The 21,592-nt window shown below is 68.0% G+C and carries 25 protein-coding genes; 12 read left to right on the top strand and 13 right to left on the bottom strand.

Annotated features, from left to right (window positions below):
- Nucleotides 1–100: 100 nt before the first annotated feature.
- The 4 genes from RF701_RS12125 to RF701_RS12110 all read right to left on the bottom strand — a co-directional run bounded on the left by RF701_RS12125 (nucleotide 101) and on the right by RF701_RS12110 (nucleotide 2,838).
- Nucleotides 101–979: a MipA/OmpV family protein gene (locus RF701_RS12125; RefSeq protein WP_308815088.1), complete on the bottom strand. Its 879-nt coding sequence runs from the start codon at nucleotides 977–979 to the stop codon at nucleotides 101–103.
- Nucleotides 980–1,046: 67 nt separating this feature from the next.
- Entirely contained in the window at nucleotides 1,047–1,433 is a 387-nt protein-coding gene (locus RF701_RS12120) for a DUF2141 domain-containing protein (RefSeq protein ID WP_246848130.1), read from the bottom strand.
- The gene (locus RF701_RS12115; RefSeq protein WP_308815087.1) at nucleotides 1,402–2,205 is read right to left on the bottom strand and encodes a sterol desaturase family protein; all 804 of its coding nucleotides are present in this window, start codon (nucleotides 2,203–2,205) and stop codon (nucleotides 1,402–1,404) included. Before RF701_RS12115 ends, RF701_RS12120 begins: the two co-directional genes overlap by 32 nt.
- A 120-nt stretch (nucleotides 2,206–2,325) precedes the next feature.
- Complete coding sequence (locus RF701_RS12110) at nucleotides 2,326–2,838, bottom strand: GNAT family N-acetyltransferase (protein ID WP_308815086.1); 513 nt, start codon at nucleotides 2,836–2,838, stop codon at nucleotides 2,326–2,328.
- 265 nt (nucleotides 2,839–3,103) lie between these two features.
- Here RF701_RS12110 and crtY point away from each other — a divergent pair, with 265 nt between their 5' ends.
- From crtY to RF701_RS12080, 6 genes are all read left to right on the top strand, one after another.
- Nucleotides 3,104–4,267, top strand: a complete 1,164-nt coding sequence (gene crtY / locus RF701_RS12105) for a lycopene beta-cyclase CrtY (protein WP_210357378.1) — start codon at nucleotides 3,104–3,106, stop codon at nucleotides 4,265–4,267.
- On the top strand, nucleotides 4,267–5,748 hold the full coding sequence (locus RF701_RS12100; RefSeq protein ID WP_203308969.1) for a phytoene desaturase: 1,482 nt from the start codon (nucleotides 4,267–4,269) through the stop codon (nucleotides 5,746–5,748). The genes crtY and RF701_RS12100 overlap by 1 nt, the downstream gene beginning before the upstream one ends.
- Before the next feature lie 54 nt (nucleotides 5,749–5,802).
- Complete coding sequence (locus tag RF701_RS12095; protein WP_210357379.1) at nucleotides 5,803–6,519, top strand: MgtC/SapB family protein; 717 nt, start codon at nucleotides 5,803–5,805, stop codon at nucleotides 6,517–6,519.
- Between the two features lie 82 nt (nucleotides 6,520–6,601).
- Nucleotides 6,602–7,051, top strand: coding sequence for a VOC family protein (locus RF701_RS12090; protein WP_308815085.1), 450 nt, complete (start codon nucleotides 6,602–6,604; stop codon nucleotides 7,049–7,051).
- 160 nt (nucleotides 7,052–7,211) lie between these two features.
- On the top strand, nucleotides 7,212–7,793 hold the full coding sequence (locus RF701_RS12085) for a TIGR00730 family Rossman fold protein (RefSeq protein WP_210357380.1): 582 nt from the start codon (nucleotides 7,212–7,214) through the stop codon (nucleotides 7,791–7,793).
- Complete coding sequence (locus tag RF701_RS12080; RefSeq protein ID WP_308815084.1) at nucleotides 7,790–8,737, top strand: phytoene/squalene synthase family protein; 948 nt, start codon at nucleotides 7,790–7,792, stop codon at nucleotides 8,735–8,737. The genes RF701_RS12085 and RF701_RS12080 overlap by 4 nt, the downstream gene beginning before the upstream one ends.
- 42 nt (nucleotides 8,738–8,779) lie before the next feature.
- Here the strand turns inward: RF701_RS12080 and RF701_RS12075 are convergent, their stop codons facing one another.
- The gene (locus RF701_RS12075) at nucleotides 8,780–9,010 is read right to left on the bottom strand and encodes a hypothetical protein (RefSeq protein WP_203308973.1); all 231 of its coding nucleotides are present in this window, start codon (nucleotides 9,008–9,010) and stop codon (nucleotides 8,780–8,782) included.
- Between the two features lie 94 nt (nucleotides 9,011–9,104).
- Here RF701_RS12075 and RF701_RS12070 point away from each other — a divergent pair, with 94 nt between their 5' ends.
- Nucleotides 9,105–10,925: an ABC transporter ATP-binding protein/permease gene (locus RF701_RS12070; protein WP_308815083.1), complete on the top strand. Its 1,821-nt coding sequence runs from the start codon at nucleotides 9,105–9,107 to the stop codon at nucleotides 10,923–10,925.
- A 67-nt stretch (nucleotides 10,926–10,992) separates the two neighbouring features.
- Here the strand turns inward: RF701_RS12070 and RF701_RS12065 are convergent, their stop codons facing one another.
- From RF701_RS12065 to sucC, 7 genes are all read right to left on the bottom strand, one after another.
- Nucleotides 10,993–11,262 carry a GNAT family N-acetyltransferase gene (locus RF701_RS12065; protein WP_210357384.1) on the bottom strand — a complete coding sequence of 90 codons (270 nt, stop codon included), beginning with the start codon at nucleotides 11,260–11,262 and terminating at the stop codon, nucleotides 10,993–10,995.
- Nucleotides 11,263–11,466: 204 nt separating this feature from the next.
- Nucleotides 11,467–12,405: an alpha/beta hydrolase gene (locus tag RF701_RS12060; protein ID WP_308815082.1), complete on the bottom strand. Its 939-nt coding sequence runs from the start codon at nucleotides 12,403–12,405 to the stop codon at nucleotides 11,467–11,469.
- A 28-nt stretch (nucleotides 12,406–12,433) separates the two neighbouring features.
- Nucleotides 12,434–13,093: an SdpI family protein gene (locus tag RF701_RS12055; protein ID WP_308815081.1), complete on the bottom strand. Its 660-nt coding sequence runs from the start codon at nucleotides 13,091–13,093 to the stop codon at nucleotides 12,434–12,436.
- Entirely contained in the window at nucleotides 13,090–13,383 is a 294-nt protein-coding gene (locus tag RF701_RS12050) for a metalloregulator ArsR/SmtB family transcription factor (protein ID WP_210357387.1), read from the bottom strand. Before RF701_RS12050 ends, RF701_RS12055 begins: the two co-directional genes overlap by 4 nt.
- Nucleotides 13,384–13,643: 260 nt before the next feature.
- Entirely contained in the window at nucleotides 13,644–14,573 is a 930-nt protein-coding gene (locus RF701_RS12045; protein ID WP_308815080.1) for an FAD-binding protein, read from the bottom strand.
- Nucleotides 14,570–15,328 carry an electron transfer flavoprotein subunit beta/FixA family protein gene (locus tag RF701_RS12040; protein WP_203308981.1) on the bottom strand — a complete coding sequence of 253 codons (759 nt, stop codon included), beginning with the start codon at nucleotides 15,326–15,328 and terminating at the stop codon, nucleotides 14,570–14,572. Before RF701_RS12040 ends, RF701_RS12045 begins: the two co-directional genes overlap by 4 nt.
- Before the next feature lie 198 nt (nucleotides 15,329–15,526).
- Nucleotides 15,527–16,726 (bottom strand): ADP-forming succinate--CoA ligase subunit beta, encoded by a 1,200-nt coding sequence (sucC, locus tag RF701_RS12035; protein WP_203308982.1) that lies wholly within the window; start codon nucleotides 16,724–16,726, stop codon nucleotides 15,527–15,529.
- A 131-nt stretch (nucleotides 16,727–16,857) separates the two neighbouring features.
- Here sucC and RF701_RS12030 point away from each other — a divergent pair, with 131 nt between their 5' ends.
- Together RF701_RS12030 and RF701_RS12025 are read left to right on the top strand one after the other, a co-directional pair.
- Complete coding sequence (locus tag RF701_RS12030) at nucleotides 16,858–17,385, top strand: sterol desaturase family protein (protein WP_308815079.1); 528 nt, start codon at nucleotides 16,858–16,860, stop codon at nucleotides 17,383–17,385.
- A 25-nt stretch (nucleotides 17,386–17,410) separates the two neighbouring features.
- Nucleotides 17,411–17,743, top strand: coding sequence for a pilus assembly protein PilZ (locus RF701_RS12025; RefSeq protein WP_203308984.1), 333 nt, complete (start codon nucleotides 17,411–17,413; stop codon nucleotides 17,741–17,743).
- Between the two features lie 36 nt (nucleotides 17,744–17,779).
- On the opposite strand, the gene RF701_RS12020 is transcribed toward RF701_RS12025, so the two are convergent.
- The gene (locus RF701_RS12020) at nucleotides 17,780–18,715 is read right to left on the bottom strand and encodes a ribose-phosphate pyrophosphokinase (RefSeq protein WP_203308985.1); all 936 of its coding nucleotides are present in this window, start codon (nucleotides 18,713–18,715) and stop codon (nucleotides 17,780–17,782) included.
- A gap of 101 nt (nucleotides 18,716–18,816) precedes the next feature.
- On the opposite strand from RF701_RS12020, the gene RF701_RS12015 reads away from it, so the two are divergent.
- From RF701_RS12015 to RF701_RS12005, 3 genes are all read left to right on the top strand, one after another.
- The gene (locus RF701_RS12015; protein ID WP_308815078.1) at nucleotides 18,817–20,151 is read left to right on the top strand and encodes a glutamate--tRNA ligase; all 1,335 of its coding nucleotides are present in this window, start codon (nucleotides 18,817–18,819) and stop codon (nucleotides 20,149–20,151) included.
- Between the two features lie 72 nt (nucleotides 20,152–20,223).
- Nucleotides 20,224–20,742: a hypothetical protein gene (locus tag RF701_RS12010; RefSeq protein ID WP_308815077.1), complete on the top strand. Its 519-nt coding sequence runs from the start codon at nucleotides 20,224–20,226 to the stop codon at nucleotides 20,740–20,742.
- A 135-nt stretch (nucleotides 20,743–20,877) separates the two neighbouring features.
- Nucleotides 20,878–21,555 carry a TonB family protein gene (locus RF701_RS12005; RefSeq protein WP_308815076.1) on the top strand — a complete coding sequence of 226 codons (678 nt, stop codon included), beginning with the start codon at nucleotides 20,878–20,880 and terminating at the stop codon, nucleotides 21,553–21,555.
- Nucleotides 21,556–21,592: the final 37 nt, after the last annotated feature.

Genomic DNA, 21,592 nt, shown 5'->3' with positions numbered 1-21,592 from the left:
CGTCAAGCGAAAGCACGGCAAATCCGCGTTTTGGCGCGGCACCTTGAGACCCGTCCGGGCAGGCCATCCGGCCGGCACGGGGGAGAGCGCCGCACCGCCGTCAGAAGGTATAGGCGACGCCCAGGGCGCCCAGCCACTGCGTCTTCGATCCCGCGACGCTCACCAGCGGGCTGTCGGCGAAGTCGCCCAGCATCCGGCCATAGGTGACCCCGCCGACCAGCTTGAAGCCGTGCAGCAGGTTGCCGGTCAGCGCATAGGTGCCGAGCCCGCCGATCGACCAGTCCTTCCACCCGCCGCGCGGGCGATACGCGACGAAGCCGCTGCGCACGCTCTGCGCCGGGGTGACGCCGAAATAGCTGCGCGCATAGCCGCTGTCGGCATGTTCCGCCGTCGCGAACAGACCGACGGCGGCCTTGAGGCTGAGCGGCGTGAAATAATTGACCGACGGCTGCCAGATGCCGCTGTCGTGCACGCCCGCGACGTCGTGGCGATAGCTGACGGACACGGACAAGCGGTCGTAGGGGCTGGTGACGATGCCCGTCTTGCCGACGCCGACGTAGCCGCCGAGCTCGACCGCGGTGCCGACCTTGCCCAGCGCGCGCACGCGTGGATCGTCGATACCGCGCAGGCTGGCACGATTGAGGTTGAGCACCGCGATCGGCCCCGCCTGCAGTTCGATGCCATTGTCGTTGCGATTGGGGACCAGGTCGAAGCTGACGCGATTGCCTGCCAGTACGAAATCGTGCCCCTTCACCGTGCCGATCGCGCCGGGCGCGGGGGTGAAGCTATAGTGTTCCGACCCTTCATAGTCGGGCAGGTAGGCGGCGCCCAAGCCGACGGTGATGCTGTCGCCACCGGTGTTCATATCGGCAGCCGGCTTCTGCGTGCCGCCGGCGTCGGGAGTGGCGACCTGCGCCGCCGCGGGCGCGGCGATCAGGGCGAGCGAAAACGCCAGCGGCGCGGAAAGCTTACGGGACACGAACCTGGCTCCAACCTGTTACGGTCCCGCAACGCCCCGTTTACGCGAAACGATCCGGCCCTTGCGGTCAGAGGATGTAGCGCATGCGAATCTGTTGCCGATCTGCATCACCCTGAAGCGCGAAGCGCGCCGCCGTGAAGCGCGGCGCGCCGAAGCGGATCGGCGGATTGCGCGAAAAGCCGAAGCCCTCGCGCGGGATGCCGGCGAAGGTATCGAGCTTCGCGTTGTTGTTCTCGTCGTGGATCACCGCGATGGCATAGGTACCGTGCGGCAGTCCCGCGAACGACAGCGCATGCGTCCCGGCCGGGATCGAGCGCGTCACCGCGTCGGCATCGTCGACGCAGGCGGGGAAATTGTCCGGATCGGCGGTCAGGCAGACGCGCAGCATGCCCTTCGCAGACCGTACCTGGTCGACCGCGACGTCAAGCCGCGCGACCGGTGTCGCGCCGAGCAGCAGCACCGACGCCGCCGACAGTCCCAGCGCCGCCGCGCCGCGCTGCCTTCGCATGCGCCCGCGCGAAATCGCCGATGCCGCGGTCCGTGCCGCACAGACGATCCCAGAAGCGGAAATAGAGACCATAATTGCACCCATATTGCTCATGGTGGCGCTGATGATGACTTGCGGTGATGAGCCAGCCCCCCAGCCGCCCATGCCACATGAACTTGGGAAAGATTTCCCAACCCATGTGATTGGTTACCCCCATTACCGTCATCACCGTGAGCACGAAACCCAAAGCACTGACATGGATCGGAATTGCGAGGACCAGTAGCGGAATGGCCACAGCACCCGTCACCGCCTCGATCGGGTGGAAGGCCATGGCTGCCCAGGCGGTCGGCGGGCGGCTGTCGTGATGGACCGCATGGGCGACGCGGAACACCGCCGGCCGGTGCATCCAGCGGTGCGTCCAGTAGAACCAGCTGTCGTGCAGGAACAGGTAGAGCAGCACCGACACCGGCAGGTACCAGATCGGATAGGCATGCACGTCCGCGTAGACGCGCGTCCAGCCATGATGCTGCCATCCCCAGGCCAGCACGCCGGCGGGAATGCCATAGATGGCGGCGGAGGCGAGGCTCCAGCCGATCTCGCGCCGCATCTGCGCGTCCAGCCCGCGATAGAGGCCGGGATGCCGTACCCGCGTCGCCGCCGCGAAGGCGCCCGAGACGATGAGGTAGCGGACGCCGACGATCGCCGTCATCGCCAGCGCGGAGAGGAGAAGCAGCACCATTGCGTCGCGCCGTCTAGCCGATCGGGGCGTAAAAGTCGCCTCCGTCCGTCGCATGGGTCGGCAAGATCGCGCCCCGCCGCGCCCAGCGTCAGATCGCGCCGCGGCGAGGTGGGCGCCGCGTCATCGTTCGAGCACGGCCACCGTCTTGCCGTGATAGGGCGACTCGCGCAGCGGCCGATAGCCGAGCCGCGCCGCGAGTCGCAGCGACGGCGCGTTGTCGGTGCCGATGATGCAGGTCGTGCGCGCGATGCCGTTCGCGTCGCTCCAGGCGAGCGCCGCGCCCATCGCCTCGCCCGCGAACCCGCGTCCGTGCAGGTCGGGTGCGATCATCCAGCCCATCTCCGGCAGGGTCAGTGGCGGATCGAGCGCGCGTCGCGCCTCGATCAGGCCCAGTTCGCCGACCGCCGGCCCGTCGCGGCTCGCGCGCACTACCCACGATCCATAGCCGAACGTCGCCCACATGCCGACATGCCGCAGCAGGCGTATCCATACCTCCTCCCGCGATCGCGCGGCGACCCCGATCGGGCCGTAGACCGCCGGATCGGCCCATAGGGCGGCAAGCGCGTCGAGATCGTCGGGGCGGTGGCGATCGAGCACCAGACGGTCGGTCGACAGCATGGGGGCATGGAGCATGACAGGGAGCACGGCGGGAAGCATGTCACCGAAGATGCGTCGGCATTGCCGCCCTGTCGAGCGCCTGCGGAACCCTGGCCCACAGCGGACAGGCGCCGTCACCCGCTCGGCGGCCAGAGCCGCCTGTCATACCCAACCATTTCGGCATGACGGGGACACCTGCGGCCTGGGCCCGGCCTGGCTTGCCGTCCATGCCGATGGCCGCGACGATGACGCGCGATAAGACGGTTCTCGGCCAGCGCATCTTGCGTTAGGCGGATCGGCGATGGGTAGGACGATCCCTTGCGACGTGGCGGTCGTCGGCGGCGGGCTGGCGGGGTCGCTGGTCGCGCTCGCGCTGGCGGCCAGGCATCCGACGCTCGACGTGCGAATCGTCGAGGAAGCGGACACGCTGGGCGGCAACCACGTCTGGTCCTTCTTCGGCAGCGATGTCGCGGCCGAGGATCGCTGGCTGCTCGCGCCGCTCGTCGTCCACGCCTGGCGCGGCTATGACATCGCTTTCCCCGCGCATGCTCGCACGCTCGACGAGACCTATTACTCGCTCACCAGCGCCCGGCTCGACGCGGTCGTGCGCGAACGGCTCCCCGCGCATGCGCTGATGACCGGGCGGCGCGTGCTCGCCTGTTCCGCGACTGCGGTCGTGCTCGGCGATGGCGACCGGGTGGAGGCGCGCGGCGTCATCGACGCGCGCGGCCCCGGCGACCTGTCACGCCTCGATCTCGGCTGGCAGAAGTTCGTGGGACGCACGCTGTCCCTCGCCGAACCGCACGATGTGGAACGTCCCGTGGTGATGGACGCCACCGTGCCCCAGATCGATGGCTACCGCTTCGTCTATTGCCTGCCCTTCTCGCCGACGCGGATGTTCGTCGAGGATACCTATTACAGCGATACGCCCGACCTCGACGTGCCGTCGATCCGCGACCGGATCAGCGCCTATGCCACCGCGCACGGCTGGCACGGCGACACCGACGACGGCCATGAGGAAACGGGCGTGCTGCCCGTCGCGATCGGCGGCGATTTCGACGCTTATTGGCGGTCCAGCGGCACGGGCGTGGCGAAGGTCGGCATGCGTGCCGGCCTGTTCCATCCGACCACCGGCTATTCGCTGCCCGATGCGGTGCGGACCGCGGCGATGATCGCGACGCGCCGCGATCTGTCTGGCCCCGCGCTGCACGCGACGACGCACGATCATGCCAAGGCCCTCTGGCGCGGGCGCGGCTTCTACCGCATGCTCGACGCCATGCTGTTCAAGGCTGCCGAACCCCAGGAACGCTACCGTGTGCTGGAGCGCTTCTACCGCCTCGATGCGGGACTTATAGGCCGATTCTATGCGGGACGATCGACGATGACGGACAAGGCCAGGGTACTTATCGGGAAGCCGCCGGTGCCGATCGCGCGGGCGGTGCGCGCGCTGGCGGGAGGCCGCTGATGGCCAAGCCGCGCCGCGCCATCGTCGTCGGAGCAGGCTTCGGCGGCCTCGCGCTTGCCATCCGCCTGCAATCCGCCGGGGTCGAGACCACGATCGTCGAGGCACGCGACAAGCCCGGCGGCCGTGCCTATTATTGGGAGAAGGACGGCTTCACCTTTGACGCCGGCCCGACGGTGATCACCGATCCCGCCTGCCTCGCGGAACTCTGGGCGCTAACCGGCCGCGACATCGCCGACGACGTGACGCTGGAGCCCGTGACCCCCTTCTACCGGCTCAACTGGCCTGACGGCACCAACTTCGACTATTCGAACGACGACGTCGCGTTGCGGCAGGAGATCGCGCGCCTCAACCCCGCCGACGTGTCGGGCTATGCGCATTTCCTCGACTATGCGGCGGGCGTCTACCACGAAGGCTATGAGAAGCTCGGCCATGTCGCCTTCCTCGACTTCGCCTCGATGGTGAAGGCGGCGCCGGCGCTGGCGAAATACCAGGCGTGGCGCTCAGTCTATTCCATCGTGTCGAAGTTCGTCGCGGACGAACGACTGCGCCAGGCGCTCAGCTTCCATACGCTGCTCGTCGGCGGCAATCCGATGACGACCAGCGCGATCTACGCGCTCATCCACAAGCTCGAGCGCGACGGCGGCGTCTGGTTCGCGCGCGGAGGCACCAACCGGCTGGTCGCCGGCATGGTCGCGCATTTCGAGCGGATCGGCGGCACGCTCCGCCTGGGCGATCCGGTCGTACAGATCGAGACTTTGGGCGACCGCGCGACCGGCGTCGCCTGCGCCAGCGGCTGGCGCAGCGACGCCGATGCGGTGGCATGCAACGGCGACATCATGCATGCCTATCGCGATCTCCTGTCCGGCTCGCGCAGCGCCCAGCGCACGCGCGGACGGCTGGAGCGCAAGCGCTATTCGCCGTCGCTGTTCGTCGTCCATTTCGGCATCAAGGGCACCTGGCCGGGCATCCCGCACCACATGATCCTGTTCGGGCCGCGCTATAAGGGGCTGCTCGAGGACATATACGACCACGGCGTGCTGGCGGAGGATTTCTCGCTTTACCTCCACCACCCGACCGTCACCGACCCCGCGCTCGCGCCGGAGGGGCATTCGACCTTCTACGCACTCGCACCCGTGCCGCACATGGGCAAGTTCCCGGTCGACTGGGACGAGATCGGGCCGATCCTGGAAAAGCGCATCTTGGACGAGGTCGGCCGGCGCCTGATCCCCGACATCCACGAGCGGATCGTCACCAAGTTCAGCTACGCGCCCAAGGATTTCGCGCAGGATCTCAACGCGCATATGGGATCCGCCTTCAGCCTCGAGCCGATCCTGACCCAGAGCGCCTATTTCCGCGTCCACAATCGCGACGATGCCATTCCGAACCTCTATTTCGTCGGCGCGGGCACGCATCCGGGTGCGGGCATCCCGGGTGTCGTCGGCAGTGCCAAGGCGACCGCCGCCCTGATGCTGGAGGGGTGACCGGCTAGCGCCGCCCCGCTATAGGGCCGCCGCGGTTCTGCCGGGGCGGCCCAGATGCATTTCACCCAGACGTTCGACCTCCACGCCTATCTCGACACGCTGGTCAGCTATGCCGCGGCGTTGATTCTCGGCGCGCTGATCGGGGCGGAACGGCAATATCGCCAGCGCAATGCGGGGCTGCGCACCAACGCGCTCGTCGCGCTCGGCGCCGCCGCCTTCGTCGATCTCGCCCAGCGGCTCGCCGGCAATGCGGAGGCGATCCGCGTCATCGCCTATGTCGTCTCCGGCATCGGCTTCCTGGGCGCGGGCGTGATCATGAAGGAGGGAATGAACGTGCGCGGCCTCAACACCGCCGCCACGCTCTGGTGCTCCGCCGCGGTCGGCGCGGCGGCGGGGACCGACATGCTCGCGGAGGCGGCGACGCTGACCGTCTTCGTGGTCGCGGGCAACACGCTGCTGCGTCCCGTCGTCAACGCGATCAACCGCATCCCGCTGGTCGGCGGCGTCCTCGAGGCGACCTATTCGGTAACGGTCAGCACCGATCCGGACCGCGCGCCCGCCGTGCGCGACCTGCTGGTCGATCATCTGGAATTGATGCGCTACCCCGTCGCGGACACCGACCTCGTCGAGCGGACGGCGGAGCATGTTGACATCGTCGCCACGCTCGTCAGCACCGCCGCGATCGACGCCGATCTCGACGCGATCGTCGCGCATCTCGCCGCGCACCACGGCATCGACCACGCGACCTGGGACGTGCAGACCCACGATTGAATGCGGGAGGGGGCAGCGGCCGGCTTGCCAGCTTCTCGGCCCCGCCATAGCATCCAGCCACCAATGCGGGGGAGCCGATGCCGTGCCCATTCGTCCCGAGCTATCGCTTGCTCTCTTCCTCGTCGCCGCTCTGGCGCCCGTGACCGCCTCTGCGGAACCGCAGGGCAGGATCACTGGCGTCGGCGGGATCTTCATCCGAAGCAAGGACCCCAAGGCATTGATGGCCTGGTACCGCGACGTCCTGGGCATCAGGGTCGAGGCCTGGGGCGGCGCGATGTTGCGCTATGACGCACCCGGTCATCCCCCGGTGCTGACGTTCAACGTCCTCAAGCACGGATCCGCCTATATGGAGCCGTCGAAGCGGGAGTTCATGCTGAATTTCGCCGTCGACGATCTTGCCGCCTTCCTCGACCGGCTGAAGGCGAAGAATGTTCCCATCCTGAAGCGCGACGACGACGATCCCAGCGGCAAGTTCGCGTGGATCGTCGATCCGGACGGGACGAAGATCGAATTGTGGCAACCCAAGCCCTAGCCGGAGCCCGTGACGCTTCTGTTCCGCGAGGCGTGCCCTGGCGATACGGGCAGTCGGGCAATCCTAGGCACGCGGCCTGTGACGGGAGCCAGATATCCGTGCCAGCGATCGGGCCACCGGCCGCTTGCCCCCTGCCGTCCCATGGCCTAGCGCCGCAGCCATGAAGCGCCTCGCCATCTACTGCGGCTCCGCCACCCCCGCCGACCCGCTCTACATCGACACCGCACGCGCCGTCGGCGCGACCCTGGCCGACCGCGGCATCGGCGTCGTCTATGGCGGTGGAAGGCTCGGTCTGATGGGCGCGGTCGCCGACGGCGCACTGGCCGCGGGCGGCGAGGTGATCGGCATCATCCCCCAGGCGCTGGTCGACGCCGAGGTCGCGCATCGCGGCCTGACCGAACTGCATGTCGTCACCGGCATGCACCAGCGCAAGCAGGCGTTCACCGACCTGTCCGACGGCTTCGTCACCATCCCCGGCGGCACCGGGACGATGGACGAACTGTGGGAGGCGCTGAGCTGGGCGCAACTCGGCTACCATGCCAAGCCCGTCGGGCTGCTCAACACCACGGGCTATTACGATCACCTCATTGCCTTCTGGGAAAAGATGGCGGAGGTCGGCTTCCTGCGCCCGCAGCACCGCGACCTGCTGATCGTCGGCGACACGCTCGAAGCCCTGCTCGACGGCATGGCCGCGCACGTCCCGACCCAGCCGATCGTGCGCATGAGCCACAGCGACCTTTGAGCTCCGCCGGCGGCCCCAGCCGCGACGCCATCGTCGCGACGGCGCGTGAGTCGATCGCACGCGGGTCGAAGAGTTTCGCCGCCGCCAGCCTGTTGTTCGATCGTCCGACACGCGAGCGGGCCTGGCTGCTCTACGCCTGGTGCCGCGCCTGCGACGACATCGCCGACGGTCAGGACCACGGCCATGGCATGACCGCGATCGACGACGCACCGCGCCGGATCGCCGCGATGGCGACGCTGACGGACGCGGCACTGGCGGGCGAAACGATCGGCATTCCCGCCTTCGACGCGCTTCGCATCGTGGCGGCGGAGACGCGGCTGCCGCCAGGCTTCGCGCACGACCTGATCGCGGGCTTCCGCCTCGACGGGGACGGCTGGCGACCCCGTTCCGAGGACGACCTGTACCGCTATTGTTATCACGTCGCCGGCGTCGTCGGCTGCATGATGGCGGTGATCATGGGCGTGTCGCCGGATGACGACGCGGTGCTCGACCGCGCCTGCGATCTCGGCCTTGCCTTCCAGCTCGCCAATATCGCGCGCGACCTCGCCGAGGACGCCGAGGCAGGGCGATGCTACCTGCCGCAGGATTGGCTGGACGAATTGCGCGTGCCGGCGGATCGCTACATGGCGCCCGAGCATCGCCCCGCGCTGGTAGCGATGGCGCGGCGGATGACCGACGCGGCCGCCGCCTTCGAGGCGAGCGCGCGCGTCGGCACCCGCGCGCTGTCGCGCCGGTCGGCATGGGCTGTCCTCGCGGCGGCACACATCTATGGCGCGATCGGCCGAACGGTCGCGTCACGCGGCGCGGCCGCGTGGGATGCGCGGGTCACGACCTCGACGGCGGACAAGCTCGCGTTCATGGTGCGGGCCAAGGGCGAGGCAGCACGACGCAAGGACATCCCGGACACCCCGCGGCCGCCGGGATTGTGGCTGCGGCCCCGCTGACGTCGCGCTTTTGCTTCGGCGGCAGATCGCGAGGAGGGTTGGTCAGGAGCGCGCCGGCCTGGTGTCGGCCTTGGCCATCTGTGCGCTGGCCGAGCGGCAGAGCGCGCTGATCTCCGGAAAATCGATGTCCGTGTTGCGGGACAGCTGGACCGGCAATGCGGCGCGGCATTCCGCCATGGAATGATATTGCACCGGGACGACCCGTGCCTCGCTGCACTGGACGTTGCCGTCGCCGCAGCCCATGATTGCCATGACGTAGAATACAGCCTGCATAACCGCCTCCACTCGTTGGGAAAAACCAGCGAGAGGCTTGTTATGTTCCCGGTGCGCTTCCGTGGGCGGGCTCGGGCCCCTACATGTCGTGGCGATGCCGCCCGATCCCACCGTCCAGACGCGCGCCGACCAGCCGCTGCTCCCCACGCTCCGCCGCTTCCTCCCCTACCTCTGGCCCGTCGGCCAGCCGGGGCTGAGGGCGCGCATCGTCGGGGCGATGATGCTCGTCGTGGTCAGCAAGTTCGTCCAGGTCTTCGGCGTCTCCTATTCGTTGAAATATGCGGTCGATCGCCTGTCGGCGGGCGATCGCGGCGCGATCACGCTGATCGTGCTTCTCGTCTGCGGCTATGCCGCGGCGCGGTTCGGCACGACGCTGTTCGACAATCTGCGCAACGCGGTGTTCGAGCGCGTCGGCCAGGACGCGACGCGCCGGCTGGCGGCCGCCGTCTTCCGCCATCTGCACGGCCTGTCGCTGCGCTTCCATCTGGAGCGGCGCACCGGCGCGGTCACCAAGGTCGTCGAGCGCGGCACCAAGAGCATCGATACGATGCTCTATTTCATCCTGTTCAACATCGCGCCGACGATCCTCGAGCTTGCCCTCGTCCTGGGCATCTTCGGCAAGAGCTTCGGCTGGCAGCTCGTCGTCGCGACGGTGGTGATGGTCGCGGGCTACATCGTCTTCACGCGGCTGGTCACCGACTGGCGCAACGCCCTGCGCGCGCGGATGAACGATCTCGACACCGGCGCGGTCGCGCATGCGGTCGATTCGCTGCTCAATTTCGAAACGGTGAAATATTTCGGCGCGGAGGAGCGCGAGGCGCGCCGCTACGACGCCGCGATCAGTGCCTATGCGCAGGCCGCCACCAAGTCGGAGAACAGCCTCGCCTGGCTCAACATCGGCCAGGCCTTGATCACCAACCTGATGATGGGCGCCGGCATGGCGTTCGTCGCATGGCGCTGGTGGCAGGGTCAGGCATCGTCGGGCGACGTCGTGCTCGTCTCCACCCTGCTCAGCCAGCTGTTCCGGCCGCTCGACCTGCTCGGCATGGTCTACCGCACGATCCGCCAGGGCGTGATCGACATGGCGGCGATGTTCGAGCTGATCGACACCCCCGCCGACGTCGTAGACGCACCGGATGCCGCACCCCTGGTGGTGACCAAGGGACATGTGCGGTTCGCAGGCGTGCGCTTCGGCTATGATCCCGACCGGACCATCCTGAACGGCCTCGACCTCGACGTGCCCGCGGGGGCGACCGTCGCGGTGGTGGGACCGTCCGGCGCGGGCAAGTCGACGCTCGCGCGGCTGCTCTACCGCTTCTACGACGTCGGCGAGGGCAGCATCACGATCGACGGCCAGGATATCCGCGGCGTGACCCAGGCCTCCTTACGCGCGGCGATCGGCATCGTGCCGCAGGACACGGTGCTGTTCAACGAGACGATCGGCTACAACATCGCCTACGGCCGCGAGGGCGCCAGCGAGACCGACGTCGCCGCCGCCGCGCGCGGCGCCGCCATCGCCGGCTTCATCGACCGCCAGCCCGACGGCTATGCCACCCGCGTCGGGGAGCGCGGCCTCAAGCTGTCCGGCGGCGAGAAGCAGCGCGTCGCGATCGCCCGGACCCTGCTCAAGAACCCGCCGATCCTGATCCTCGACGAAGCGACGAGCGCGCTCGACAGCCGCACGGAGGACGAGATTCTCGGAACGCTGGAGGCGATCGAGCAGGGGCGTACGACGATCGTGATCGCGCATCGCCTGTCGACGATCGTCCATGCGGATCGCATCGTCGTGCTCGATGGCGGCCGCGTCGCGGAAATGGGCACGCACGCCGAACTGCTACGCCGGAACGGGCTCTATGCGGAGATGTGGGCACGGCAGGCGCAGGAACGCCGGGCGCAGGACATGGCGGCGGAATAGGCCCTAGTGCGCCGATCCAGCAACGCTGGATCGGCGCGGTACCGCTTCCACACACGTGGATCAAACTCTAGGCGAGCTCCGCCGCCTCCGGATGCCGGCGCACATAAGCGGCGACGAAGGCGCAGGCCGGCACGACCTTCAGGCCGCGTGCGCGCGCCTGGGCCAGCGCCCCAGCGATCAGGCTGCTCCCGATGCCCTGCCCCTCTAGCGCCGGCGGCACTTCGGTATGCGTGAAGACGATCGTATCGCCCTCGCGCCGATAGGCGGCGAAGGCGGTTCCGCCATCGACAGGAAGTTCGAAGCGATGCGCCGCGGCATTGTCGATGACGTCTATCATGGTCGTGCAACGCCCCGTGGCATTCACGGTTGCCTGAAGGTAGGTGGCTGACGGCGTGGCCCGATGAAAGAAATCGGGGGCGTCCGGACCTAGGCGCAGCTCAACCGAATTTCCCCCGCCACCGCCATCCGCCGTGCCACCACGCGCTCTCCCCTGCGTTGCCCGCGCAGAATGGAGGAACCCGATGTCGTTTCGGTGGCGGAATTAAGGCCGATTCGGTGCGACGATGAAGTCCGCGATGGTCGGTACCACGCCCGCAGCGAGCGGCAGTTCGGGATCGGCGTAGGTCGCCAGGTTCGCCGCACGCGCGTCGCCGTCGACCTGTTTCAGCACATGGTTGACGCCGGGCAGCAGCGCCAGCTTCGCGCGGGGCGATGCGGCCTTCAGCGCCTGTGCGTCCGCCTCCGTCACCTGCAGGTCGCGCGCGCCCTGCACGATCAGCATCGGCTGCCGCACCTTCGCCGCGAGCTTTGCCGGATCGGCACGGAACAGGCTGATCAGGAATCCCTGGATGTCGGCGCGGAACAGTCCTTGCAGCGGCGCGGGCAGGGTTGCCGGATCGACGCGCCGGCCGGCCGCCAGCGCGTCGAGCGCGCCGTCGGCGGCGGGCAGCAGCGGCGCGTTGGCGGGATTGGCATGCAATTGCTCGCGCATGATCGCCGCGAGCGGCCGCCCCGGCGCGGCGACCAGCACCAATCCGCAGACGTCCTTCGTCCCGCCGGCCGCTGCCGCGAGCGCGATCAGACCGCCCTCGCTATGGCCGAGCAGCCAGACGCAACCCGCACCGGTCCGGGCGCGGATCGCGGCGATCCAGGCGGCGGTATCATGGACATAATTGTCCAGTGTCACCGCATTCCCATCCGTCACGGCACCGGCACTAGCGAACAGGCCGCGCTTGTCGATCCTGACGCTCGACACGCCGCGTGCCGCCAAACCTTCCGCAAGAAGGCGGTAGGGTGCGGCCTTGACGCCCATCGGATTGTTGCCGTCGCGATCGGTCGGGCCGGAGCCAGGAAGGATCAGAACGACGGGTGTCCCCTTGCCGGCGTCGACATAGCTACCCTTCAGCGGCCCCAGCGGTCCCGCCGCCGCGATATCCCCGCCATTGACCGAAGCGGCAAGCGCCGCAGCGAAAAGCAACATGATCCAAGCTCCCCCTCAAGAATGTCGATCAGCCGCGCACACCGTGTCGCCGCCAGAACCACCAGGAAAAGACGATCGGCGGCACGATCGCCACGCCGAGCGCCGAGACGAGCACCGCCATCCGGGCTGCGGCGGACAGCGGCAGCAGCCCTGCCGTGACGAGCAACAGCCCACCCAGCATCATCGTCCTGCCGCCCAGGCGGTGCGTCGCGACCCAATTGTCCGTGTCAGTCAACGTCCATGGCGTGCGGATGCCGACGAAGAAGCTGGGCCGCGACTTCGGCAGGACGTTGCCGATCACGATCAGCAACAGTCCTGCGCCCGCCAGCGGCAGCATCGCCGGAAGCGCCCAACCGAATGCCGGGGCGGCGATCTTCGCCTCGACGACGGCCATCAGAATCAGCGTGCCCATCCACGCCGCGCGATAGACCGGCGCGCTCGCAGCCATCCTGTCCTGCAGCGGCTCCAGCGCGGGGACGGCGGCCAGCACGAGGCTGACGGCGGCGGTGACGCCCACGCCGAAGAACAATGCCACCGCAGCGGGCATGGTGCCGTTGACGTTGCCGTCGATATCCCAATGTGTCGCCAACTGTGCGCCTGACGGCAGCCGCTGGAGCGCGAGCACGGCGACCAGCGCCATGCCGACGACGACCAGCACAGATGCGATCTTCAAATCCCGGAATGTCATGCGCTCTCCTTCCTCGGCTCCGTCGCGTCATCGCCCACGCCGAGCCGCGCCATGAAGGCCATCATCACCTCCTCCAGCGTCGACAGGTTGAGCGTGTAGATCGTGCTCGTGCCGCGTATCTCCGCCTGCACCAGCCCCGCGGCGCGCAGCTTTGCGAAATGACCCGACATCGTCGGCTTGGACACGTCGAACCGCTCGGCGATCGCGCCCGCGCTCATACCGCCGCCTTTCAGCAGCTCCAGGATTCGGCGGCGCGTCGGATGCGCCAGGGCTTCGAACAGGTTGTCCATATCGACGGCGACTCGTTAGCCGATAGACTAATAAGCTTATCCGCTAACAAAGGCAAGCCAGGCGTCGTGGCTTGTCCGGGCAGGATCGCGTCGGGCGAATCGATGCACTGCGCCCAAGCTGTTCCGACAAAGGGGCGATCGGTTCGGCCCGCCGGGAGCGCGTAAAAAAAACGGCGCGGGGATTGCCCCGCGCCGCATGATGTCCGTCGCATCCCGGCATCGGCGGGCGGCGGCACAGCCGCACCCGCCGCCGGCCCCGATCAGAGCTTTTCGGTCAGCTCGGGGACGACCTTGAACAGGTCGCCGACGAGGCCGATGTCGGCGACCTGGAAGATGGGCGCATCCTCGTCCTTGTTGATCGCGATGATCGTCTTGGAATCCTTCATGCCGGCCAGATGCTGGATCGCGCCGGAAATGCCGACTGCGATATAGACCTCGGGCGCGACGATCTTGCCGGTCTGGCCGACCTGATAATCGTTGGGGACGAAGCCCGCGTCGACCGCGGCGCGGCTGGCGCCCACACCCGCGCCGAGCTTGTCGGCCAACGGCTCGATCAGCGCGTGGAAGTTTTCGCCGTTCTGCAGCGCCCGGCCGCCCGACACGATGATCTTGGCGCTGGTCAGTTCGGGACGCGCATTCTGCGCGATCTCCGCATCGACGAAGGTCGCGATGCCCTTGTCACCGGTCGAGGACACCGCCTCGATCGTCGCGCTGCCACCTTCCGCCGCCGCCTTTTCGAAGGCGGTGCCGCGCACGGTGATCACCTTCTTGGTGTCCGACGTCTGCACCGTCGCGATCGCGTTGCCGGCATAGATCGGACGCGTGAACGTGTCCTCACCCTCGACCGACAGGATGTCGCTGATCTGCATGACGTCGAGCATCGCGGCGACGCGCGGGCACAGGTTCTTGGCGGTGGTCGTCGCAGCGGCCACGAACGCGTCGTGATCGCCCATCAGCTGGACGACGAGCGGCGCGACATTCTCCGCGATCTGGTGCGCATAGGCCGCGTCGTCGGCGACATGGACCTTGCCCACCCCGGCGATCTTCGCCGCCGCCTGCGCGACGCCGTCGACGCCCTGGCCGGCGACGAGCAGATGCACCTCGCCCAGCTTCGACGCGGCGGTGACCGCGGCGAGCGTGGCATCCTTGACGGCCGTGCCGTCGTGTTCGACCCAGACGAGCGTCTTCACTTGGCAATCCCCATCGCTTGCAGCTTCATGACCAGTTCGTCGACGTCGGCGACCTTGACACCGGCGCTGCGCTTGGCCGGCTCGACGACCTTGAGCGTCTTGATGCGCGGGGTGACGTCGACGCCGTAATCGGCCGCCGTCTTCGTTGCGAGCGGCTTCGACTTGGCCTTCATGATGTTGGGCAGCGAGGCGTAGCGCGGCTCGTTGAGGCGCAGGTCGGTGGTGACGATCGCGGGCAGCGTGAACCGGTCCGTCTCGAGGCCGCCGTCGACCTCGCGCGTGACGGTGACGCTGTCGGCGGCCAGCTCGACCTTGGACGCGAACGTCCCCTGTCCCCAGCCGAGCAGGCCGGCGAGCATCTGGCCGGTCTGGTTGTTGTCGTCGTCGATCGCCTGCTTGCCGAGGATGACGAGGCTGGGCTGTTCCTCCTCGACGATCTTCGCCAGGATCTTGGCGACACCGAGCGGCTCGACCTTCTCGTCGCTGGTGACCAGGATGCCGCGATCGGCGCCCATCGCCAGCGCGGTACGGATCGTCTCCTGCGCCTTCTGCTCGCCGATCGACACGACGACGATCTCGGTTACGCCTCCCCCGTTCTTGCCTTCCTTCAGACGGATCGCTTCCTCGACGGCGATCTCGTCGAACGGGTTCATGCTCATCTTGACGTTGGCGAGGTCGACCCCCGTCCCGTCCGCCTTCACCCGGGGCTTCACGTTATAGTCAAGCACGCGCTTGACCGGGACCAGCACCTTCATCAGCGTCCTTCCAGTCTTGGCCGCCGGAGCCGTTCGAAGGCTCCGTATCGGCGGCGTATATGGCGGTTTTCCGCCGTTTTCGCAAGTTCAGTACGGAAAAGCGTGGCTGCCGCTACGGCATCCTTGCCCGCCAAACGCATCGGGCCCGGACATGGTGTCCGAGCCCGTGCAATTTGATCGGTCAGGAGACGGGAAGCATCACGCCGCCTTCTGGACCTCCGCGACGATCTTCTTCGCCGCGTCGCCGAGATCGTTGGCCGGCACGATGGCGAGCCCCGAATTGGCGAGGATTTCCTTGCCCTTCTCGACGTTCGTCCCCTCGAGGCGGACGACCAGCGGAACCTGCAAGTTCACTTCCTTCGCCGCCGCGACGATGCCGTCGGCGATGATGTCGCAGCGCATGATGCCACCGAAGATGTTGACCAGGATGCCCTTCACGTTCGGATCCTTGAGGATGATCTTGAACGCCGCGGTGACCTTCTCCTTGTTGGCGCCGCCGCCGACGTCAAGGAAGTTGGCCGGGAACATGCCGTTCAGCTTGATGATGTCCATCGTCGCCATGGCGAGGCCGGCGCCGTTGACCATGCAGCCGATGTCGCCGTCGAGCTTGATATAGGCGAGGTCGTACTTCGACGCCTCGATCTCGGCCGGATCCTCCTCGGTCTCGTCGCGCAGCGCGGCGAGGTCCTTGTGGCGGAACATCGCGTTCGAGTCGAAGCCGACCTTGGCGTCGAGCACCATCAGCTTGTTGTCATCGGTGACGGCGAGCGGATTGATCTCGATCTGGGCGGCGTCGGTGCCGAGGAAGGCGTCATAGACCTTCGACGCCAGGCTCTGCGCCTGCTTGGCGAGGTCGCCGGTCAGGCCAAGCGCCTTCGCGACCGCGCGGCCGTGGTGCGGCTGGAAACCGGTCGCGGGATCGACGGCGAAGGTGTGGATCTTCTCGGGGGTCGAATGCGCGACCTCCTCGATGTCCATGCCGCCCTCGGTCGACACGACGAAGGCGACGCGGCCGGTGGCGCGATCGACCAGCAGCGCGAGGTAGAATTCCTTGGCGATGTCGACGCCGTCGGTGACGTACAGGCGGTTGACCTGCTTGCCGGCCTCGCCGGTCTGGATGGTGACCAGCGTGTTGCCCAGCATCTCGGTCGCCGCGTGGCGGACCTCGTCCTCGGTCTTGGCGAGGCGGACGCCGCCCTTGGCCTCGGCGGGCAGTTCCTTGAACTTGCCCTTGCCGCGGCCGCCGGCGTGGATCTGCGCCTTCACCACGTAGAGCGGCCCGGGCAGCTTCTTCGAGGCCTCGACCGCCTCCTCGACGCTCATCGCGGCGAAGCCGGCCGGAACGGGCACGCCGAACTTCGCCAGCAGTTCCTTGGCTTGATATTCGTGAATGTTCATGGCCTGCCTCGCCTCATGCTACTATATGGAGAGTTGCGCACGCCCTTCGCACAGGCGGCCACTCGAATCCACCCCGCATTTTCGGGCATTGCCCGTCTTATTGCAAGTGCATCGCAGTAGTTGGAACACCTATGTCCTGGGTCGTCGGCCTCCTCTTATTCCTCGCGACCGTGATAGGCATGGAGGCCTTCGCCTATGCCGCACACCGTTGGATCATGCACGGTCCCGGCTGGTTCCTGCACGAGAGCCATCACCGACCGCGTCACGGCAACTGGGAGCTCAACGACCTGTATGCCGCGATCTTCGCGGTGCCGTCGTTCGTCATGATTCTGGGCGGCGTGCAGCTCGGCTGGTGGCCGGGCTTTACCTGGATCGGCGCGGGCATCGCCGCTTATGGCGCGATCTATTTCAGTTTCCACGACGTCATCGTCCACAAGCGGCTGCCGACCCGCTACCTGCCGAAATCCGCCTATATGAAGCGAATCATCCAGGCGCACCGCCTGCATCACGTCGTGGAGACGAAGCACGGCACGGTGAGCTTCGGCTTTCTCGTCGCCCCGAAACCCGAGTCGCTCAAGGCGGAACTGAAGCGCCGGCACCGCGCGGGGGTACGGGCGCCCGCCGCCGCGCGGCTCGAAAGACCGTTGGCAGAAAAGTAACCTTCAGCGGGTTATGCCGGCGGCTATGGAACAGCCGAGCTTCACCGGGCCGATCGAATCGCTGGATGGCGGCGACCATCGCCAATCGCTGCGCAAGGTCGTCCGAATGCGCGCGCACCTGCGCGATCGCGGCCAGACGCGGTTCGAGATCGACGTCAGCGACCTCTCGCTGTCCGGCTTCCGCGCAGAAACCAGCTTCACGCTATGGCCCGGCACCGTCGTGTGGCTGACGCTTCCCGGGCTGGCAGGACTGGAAGCCGTGGTCGCGTGGCGCGACAAGTTCCAATATGGGTGCGCCTTCGCCAAGCCACTGCACCCGGCGGTTTTCGAGCACATCATCGCCCTGTCGCAGCGCTGAGCCGAGACCCGGCGCGGAAGCCGGGAAACGACGCCCTCAGTCGAACAGCGACGACACGCTCGTCTCGTCCGCGATCCGCTTGATCGCCTCGCCCAGCAGCGGCGCGATAGGAAGATGACGGATCCTGTCCACCTTGCCGATCGAATCGTGGTTGCCGATCGAATCGGTGATGACCAGCTCGCGCAGCGCCGATCCTTCCACCCGCGCGACGGCGCCACCGGACAGCACGCCGTGCGTCACATAGGCGACGACATCCTCCGCCCCCGCTTCGCGCAGCGCCGCGGCGGCGTTGCACAGGGTACCCGCCGAGTCGACGATATCGTCGATCAGGATGCAGAAGCGTCCCTCGACGTCACCGATGATGTTCATCACCTCCGACTCGCCGGCGCGCTCGCGCCGCTTGTCGACGATGGCGAGCGGCGCGTTGTCGAGCCGCTTGGCGAGCTGGCGCGCCCGCACCACGCCGCCGACGTCGGGCGAGACGACCATCAGGTTCCGCCCCGCGAACCGCGCATGGATATCGGCGCTCATCACTGGCGCGGCATAGAGGTTGTCCGTCGGGATATCGAAGAATCCCTGGATCTGGCCGGCATGCAGGTCGACCGACAGCACGCGGTCCGCGCCGGCGACGGTGATCAGATTGGCGACCAGCTTTGCCGAGATCGGCGTGCGGGGGCCGGGTTTGCGGTCCTGGCGCGCATAGCCCATGTACGGGATGACCGCAGTAATCCGCTTCGCCGACGCGCGCTTCAGCGCGTCGATGATGATCAGCAGCTCCATCAGATTGTCGTTCGCGGGAAAACCGGTCGACTGGATGACGAAAACGTCCTCGCCGCGCACGTTCTCCTGGATCTCGACGAAGATTTCCTCGTCGGCGAAGCGGCGCACCAGCGCCTCGGTCAGCGGCAGCTCCAGATAGCCCGCGATCGCCTTCGCCAGCGGAAGGTTCGAATTGCCGGTCATCAGTTTCATGCGTCGCTCCACCCGTTCGGATGGCGAGGTCCCTTAGGCGTCCCCGCCGCGAAGCGGAAGCATGCTTGTTCGCGTCGCCCGGGCTGACTAGGCGGACGGGCATGACGGTCACCCGCTTCGCGCCCTCCCCCACCGGCCTGCTTCACGTCGGCAACATCCGCGCCGCGCTCCAGAACTGGATGCTCGCGAGGCGCGACCGCGGCCGCTTCGTGCTGCGGATCGACGATACCGACGCGGAGCGTTCGGAGGAGCGGTATGTCGAGGCGATCCGCGCCGACCTGGCCTGGCTCGGGCTGACACCGGACCTGGAGGTGCGGCAGTCGGAGCGGTTCGCCCTGTACCAGACGCGCTTCGATGCGCTCGTGAGCGCCGGGCGCATCTATCCGGCCTATGAAAGCGCGCAGGAACTCGACCTCAAGCGCAAGGTGCTGCTGGGTCGCGGCCTGCCGCCGGTCTACGACCGCGCGGCGCTCCGCCTGAGCGATGCCGACCGGGCGAGGCTGGAGGCCGACGGCGTCCGGCCGCACTGGCGGTTCCGGCTGGATCACGACGCGTCGATCGTCTGGGACGACCTGATCCGCGGGACCCAACGGTTCGAGCCTGCGACGATGAGCGATCCGGTCATCCGCCGCGCGGACGGGTCCTGGCTCTACATGCTGCCGTCGGCGATCGACGACGCCGACCTCGGCATCACCCATGTCGTGCGCGGGGAGGATCATGTCTCGAACACGGCATTGCAGCTGCAGATGTTCGCCGCGATGGGCGTCGCGCCGCCGCGCTTCGGGCATGCCGCGCTGCTGACAGGCGCGGAAGGCAAATTGTCCAAGCGGCTCGGCTCGCTCGGGGTCGATCATTTCCGCGACGAAGGCATCGAGCCGCAGGCGGTCATCGCCCTGCTGGCGCGGCTGGGCACCAGTGATCCGGTCGAGCCGATGGTCGATCCCGCGCCGCTGATCGCGACGCTGGATTTCGCGCGGTACGGCCGCGCGCCCGCCCGTTTCGACGAAGCGGAACTCGCGCAGATCAGCGCACGCATCGTCCATCAGTTGCCTTATGAATCGGTGCGATCGCGTCTGCCCGCCGGAATGGGGTCGGCGGAGTGGAACGCCGTGCGCCCCAATCTGACGCGCATCGCCGATGCGGACGACTGGTGGCAGGTCATCGAGGGTCCCGTCGACGCACCGGCATTCGACGCGGAGACGCGGGACTATCTGGCCGCGGCCGCGAAGGCGGCGGAGACGATCGACTGGGCGGGCGACCCCTGGCACGCCCTGACCAACAGCCTCAAGGAGACGACGGGCAGAAAGGGCAAGGCGCTGTTCCTTCCGCTGCGGCAGGCGCTTACCGGTCGCGACCAGGGTCCGGACATGGCCGCGCTGCTGCCGTTGATCGGCGCGGGGCGCAGCGTGGAGCGCCTGCGCCGTGCCGCTTCATGACGGGAGCCTAATGGAGCGCTCACGCCGCCGACACGTTCGACCTGATATCCATTCGTGATGCGGAGTCCGCCCATGCGCCACCTGCTTGCCCTCGCGCTTTCGTCCGCCGGCCTGCTCGTCGCCGCGCCGGCCGCCGCGGCGTGCACGTCCGGTCCATTCACGGTCGATTGGCCGGCGCAGCGGATGGACGAGCGACTGCAGGCGCTGGCGCATACGACAGGGTGTTTCGTCCGGTTCGATCCCGCGCGGTTCGGCGCGCTGCCCGCACCGCGCCTGCGCGGCCGCCTGGCCACGGACGCGCTGTTGGTTCACTCGGTCCGCGGAACCGGGCTAGAGGCGAACAGGACCCGCAACGCCTGGCAGGTCGACCGCGCGCAGCAGGATCGCTTTGGCCAGCGGATCGCCAGCCTGTCGCGCACGATCGACGCGCGATATCTGCCGCCGCATCGCGCGGCCATGCTGCACCGGGATCTGCGTCGCGTCCGCCAGGCGATCGCCGACGAAGTCCGCATGCAAGGATTCCTCAGCGCCGCCGAGCGTGCGGGTCATACCCGCGCCCTCGACGCGGCCGCCGCCCGCATCGCCCGCTGACAGTCCGCCGGGCGGCCGCAAGCAGCCGCCGAGGGCCGGTCCGACGCCGCTTGACCTCTAAGCGTGATGATGTAACATTTCATTTCCTGCAGGAGATTGGACGACGCATACCATTGTCAATCGAGGAGAGGGTTCATGTACGCCGACCGCTACGCCAAGCCGACCCGCTTCAGTCCTTCGGGACTCACCGCCGCCGTCGCGATCAATGCCGGCCTCGTCGCCGCGCTGATCTTCGCCGCCCCGCACGTCATGACCGCGCCGCCCAAGGGCGCGCCGATCGACATCTTCACCGTGCCGACCGACCCGCCACCGCCGCCGCCCGAATCGAAGCCCAAGCCGCACGATGTTCGGGCGCGCGTACCGGACGAGACGATCGTCGCGCCCAAGCAGATCGTGCAGACGATTACCGACCCCGTGATGCCCGTCGTCGACCCGCCGGTCGTGCCGCAGCCGTTCACCGACCGGATCGGCACCGACACCGTCGCGAAGCCCGATCCCGGCCCGACCGCGGCGCCGCTGCCGCCGCTGATCGCGCCGAGTGTCGATCCGCGCTACGCCGATGCGCTCCAGCCGCCCTATCCCGCTGCGGAACGACGCGCCGGGCGCGAGGGCCGCGTGACGGTGCGCGTGCTGATCGGCGTCGATGGCCGCGTCAAGCAGATCGAACGCGTCGACGCGACGAGCGACGCATTCTGGAACGCGGCCCGGACGCAGGCGCTGTCGCGCTGGCGGTTCCGGCCGGCGACGCGCGGCGGCGTGCCCGAAGAGGCGTGGCGGACGATGACGTTGCGCTTCGTCCTCGAGGAATCCTGACCAGACGCGGGAGGGCTGGTCGCGGCGCGCCGGTCCT

Origin of the sequence: Sphingomonas sp. GV3, from assembly GCF_031082075.1 — a bacterium.
In the GTDB taxonomy this organism is placed as follows: Bacteria; Pseudomonadota; Alphaproteobacteria; order Sphingomonadales; family Sphingomonadaceae; genus Sphingomonas; species Sphingomonas beigongshangi.
This window is presented reverse-complemented; position numbering and strand designations above follow the sequence as displayed.

What these genes read in the sequence shown, in the direction of transcription:
- RF701_RS12115 (WP_308815087.1), bottom strand. Translation starts at nt 2,205, where the DNA reads ATGGTGCTGCTTCTCCTCTCCGCGCTGGCGATGACGGCGATCGTCGGC.
- RF701_RS12110 (WP_308815086.1), bottom strand. Translation starts at nt 2,838, where the DNA reads ATGCTCCATGCCCCCATGCTGTCGACCGACCGTCTGGTGCTCGATCGC.
- crtY (WP_210357378.1), top strand. Translation starts at nt 3,104, where the DNA reads ATGGGTAGGACGATCCCTTGCGACGTGGCGGTCGTCGGCGGCGGGCTG.
- RF701_RS12100 (WP_203308969.1), top strand. Translation starts at nt 4,267, where the DNA reads ATGGCCAAGCCGCGCCGCGCCATCGTCGTCGGAGCAGGCTTCGGCGGC.
- RF701_RS12095 (WP_210357379.1), top strand. Translation starts at nt 5,803, where the DNA reads ATGCATTTCACCCAGACGTTCGACCTCCACGCCTATCTCGACACGCTG.
- RF701_RS12085 (WP_210357380.1), top strand. Translation starts at nt 7,212, where the DNA reads ATGAAGCGCCTCGCCATCTACTGCGGCTCCGCCACCCCCGCCGACCCG.
- RF701_RS12075 (WP_203308973.1), bottom strand. Translation starts at nt 9,010, where the DNA reads ATGCAGGCTGTATTCTACGTCATGGCAATCATGGGCTGCGGCGACGGC.
- RF701_RS12070 (WP_308815083.1), top strand. Translation starts at nt 9,105, where the DNA reads ATGCCGCCCGATCCCACCGTCCAGACGCGCGCCGACCAGCCGCTGCTC.
- RF701_RS12065 (WP_210357384.1), bottom strand. Translation starts at nt 11,262, where the DNA reads ATGATAGACGTCATCGACAATGCCGCGGCGCATCGCTTCGAACTTCCT.
- RF701_RS12060 (WP_308815082.1), bottom strand. Translation starts at nt 12,405, where the DNA reads ATGTTGCTTTTCGCTGCGGCGCTTGCCGCTTCGGTCAATGGCGGGGAT.
- RF701_RS12055 (WP_308815081.1), bottom strand. Translation starts at nt 13,093, where the DNA reads ATGACATTCCGGGATTTGAAGATCGCATCTGTGCTGGTCGTCGTCGGC.
- RF701_RS12050 (WP_210357387.1), bottom strand. Translation starts at nt 13,383, where the DNA reads ATGGACAACCTGTTCGAAGCCCTGGCGCATCCGACGCGCCGCCGAATC.
- RF701_RS12040 (WP_203308981.1), bottom strand. Translation starts at nt 15,328, where the DNA reads ATGAAGGTGCTGGTCCCGGTCAAGCGCGTGCTTGACTATAACGTGAAG.
- sucC (WP_203308982.1), bottom strand. Translation starts at nt 16,726, where the DNA reads ATGAACATTCACGAATATCAAGCCAAGGAACTGCTGGCGAAGTTCGGC.
- RF701_RS12030 (WP_308815079.1), top strand. Translation starts at nt 16,858, where the DNA reads ATGTCCTGGGTCGTCGGCCTCCTCTTATTCCTCGCGACCGTGATAGGC.
- RF701_RS12025 (WP_203308984.1), top strand. Translation starts at nt 17,411, where the DNA reads ATGGAACAGCCGAGCTTCACCGGGCCGATCGAATCGCTGGATGGCGGC.
- RF701_RS12020 (WP_203308985.1), bottom strand. Translation starts at nt 18,715, where the DNA reads ATGAAACTGATGACCGGCAATTCGAACCTTCCGCTGGCGAAGGCGATC.
- RF701_RS12015 (WP_308815078.1), top strand. Translation starts at nt 18,817, where the DNA reads ATGACGGTCACCCGCTTCGCGCCCTCCCCCACCGGCCTGCTTCACGTC.
- RF701_RS12010 (WP_308815077.1), top strand. Translation starts at nt 20,224, where the DNA reads ATGCGCCACCTGCTTGCCCTCGCGCTTTCGTCCGCCGGCCTGCTCGTC.
- RF701_RS12005 (WP_308815076.1), top strand. Translation starts at nt 20,878, where the DNA reads ATGTACGCCGACCGCTACGCCAAGCCGACCCGCTTCAGTCCTTCGGGA.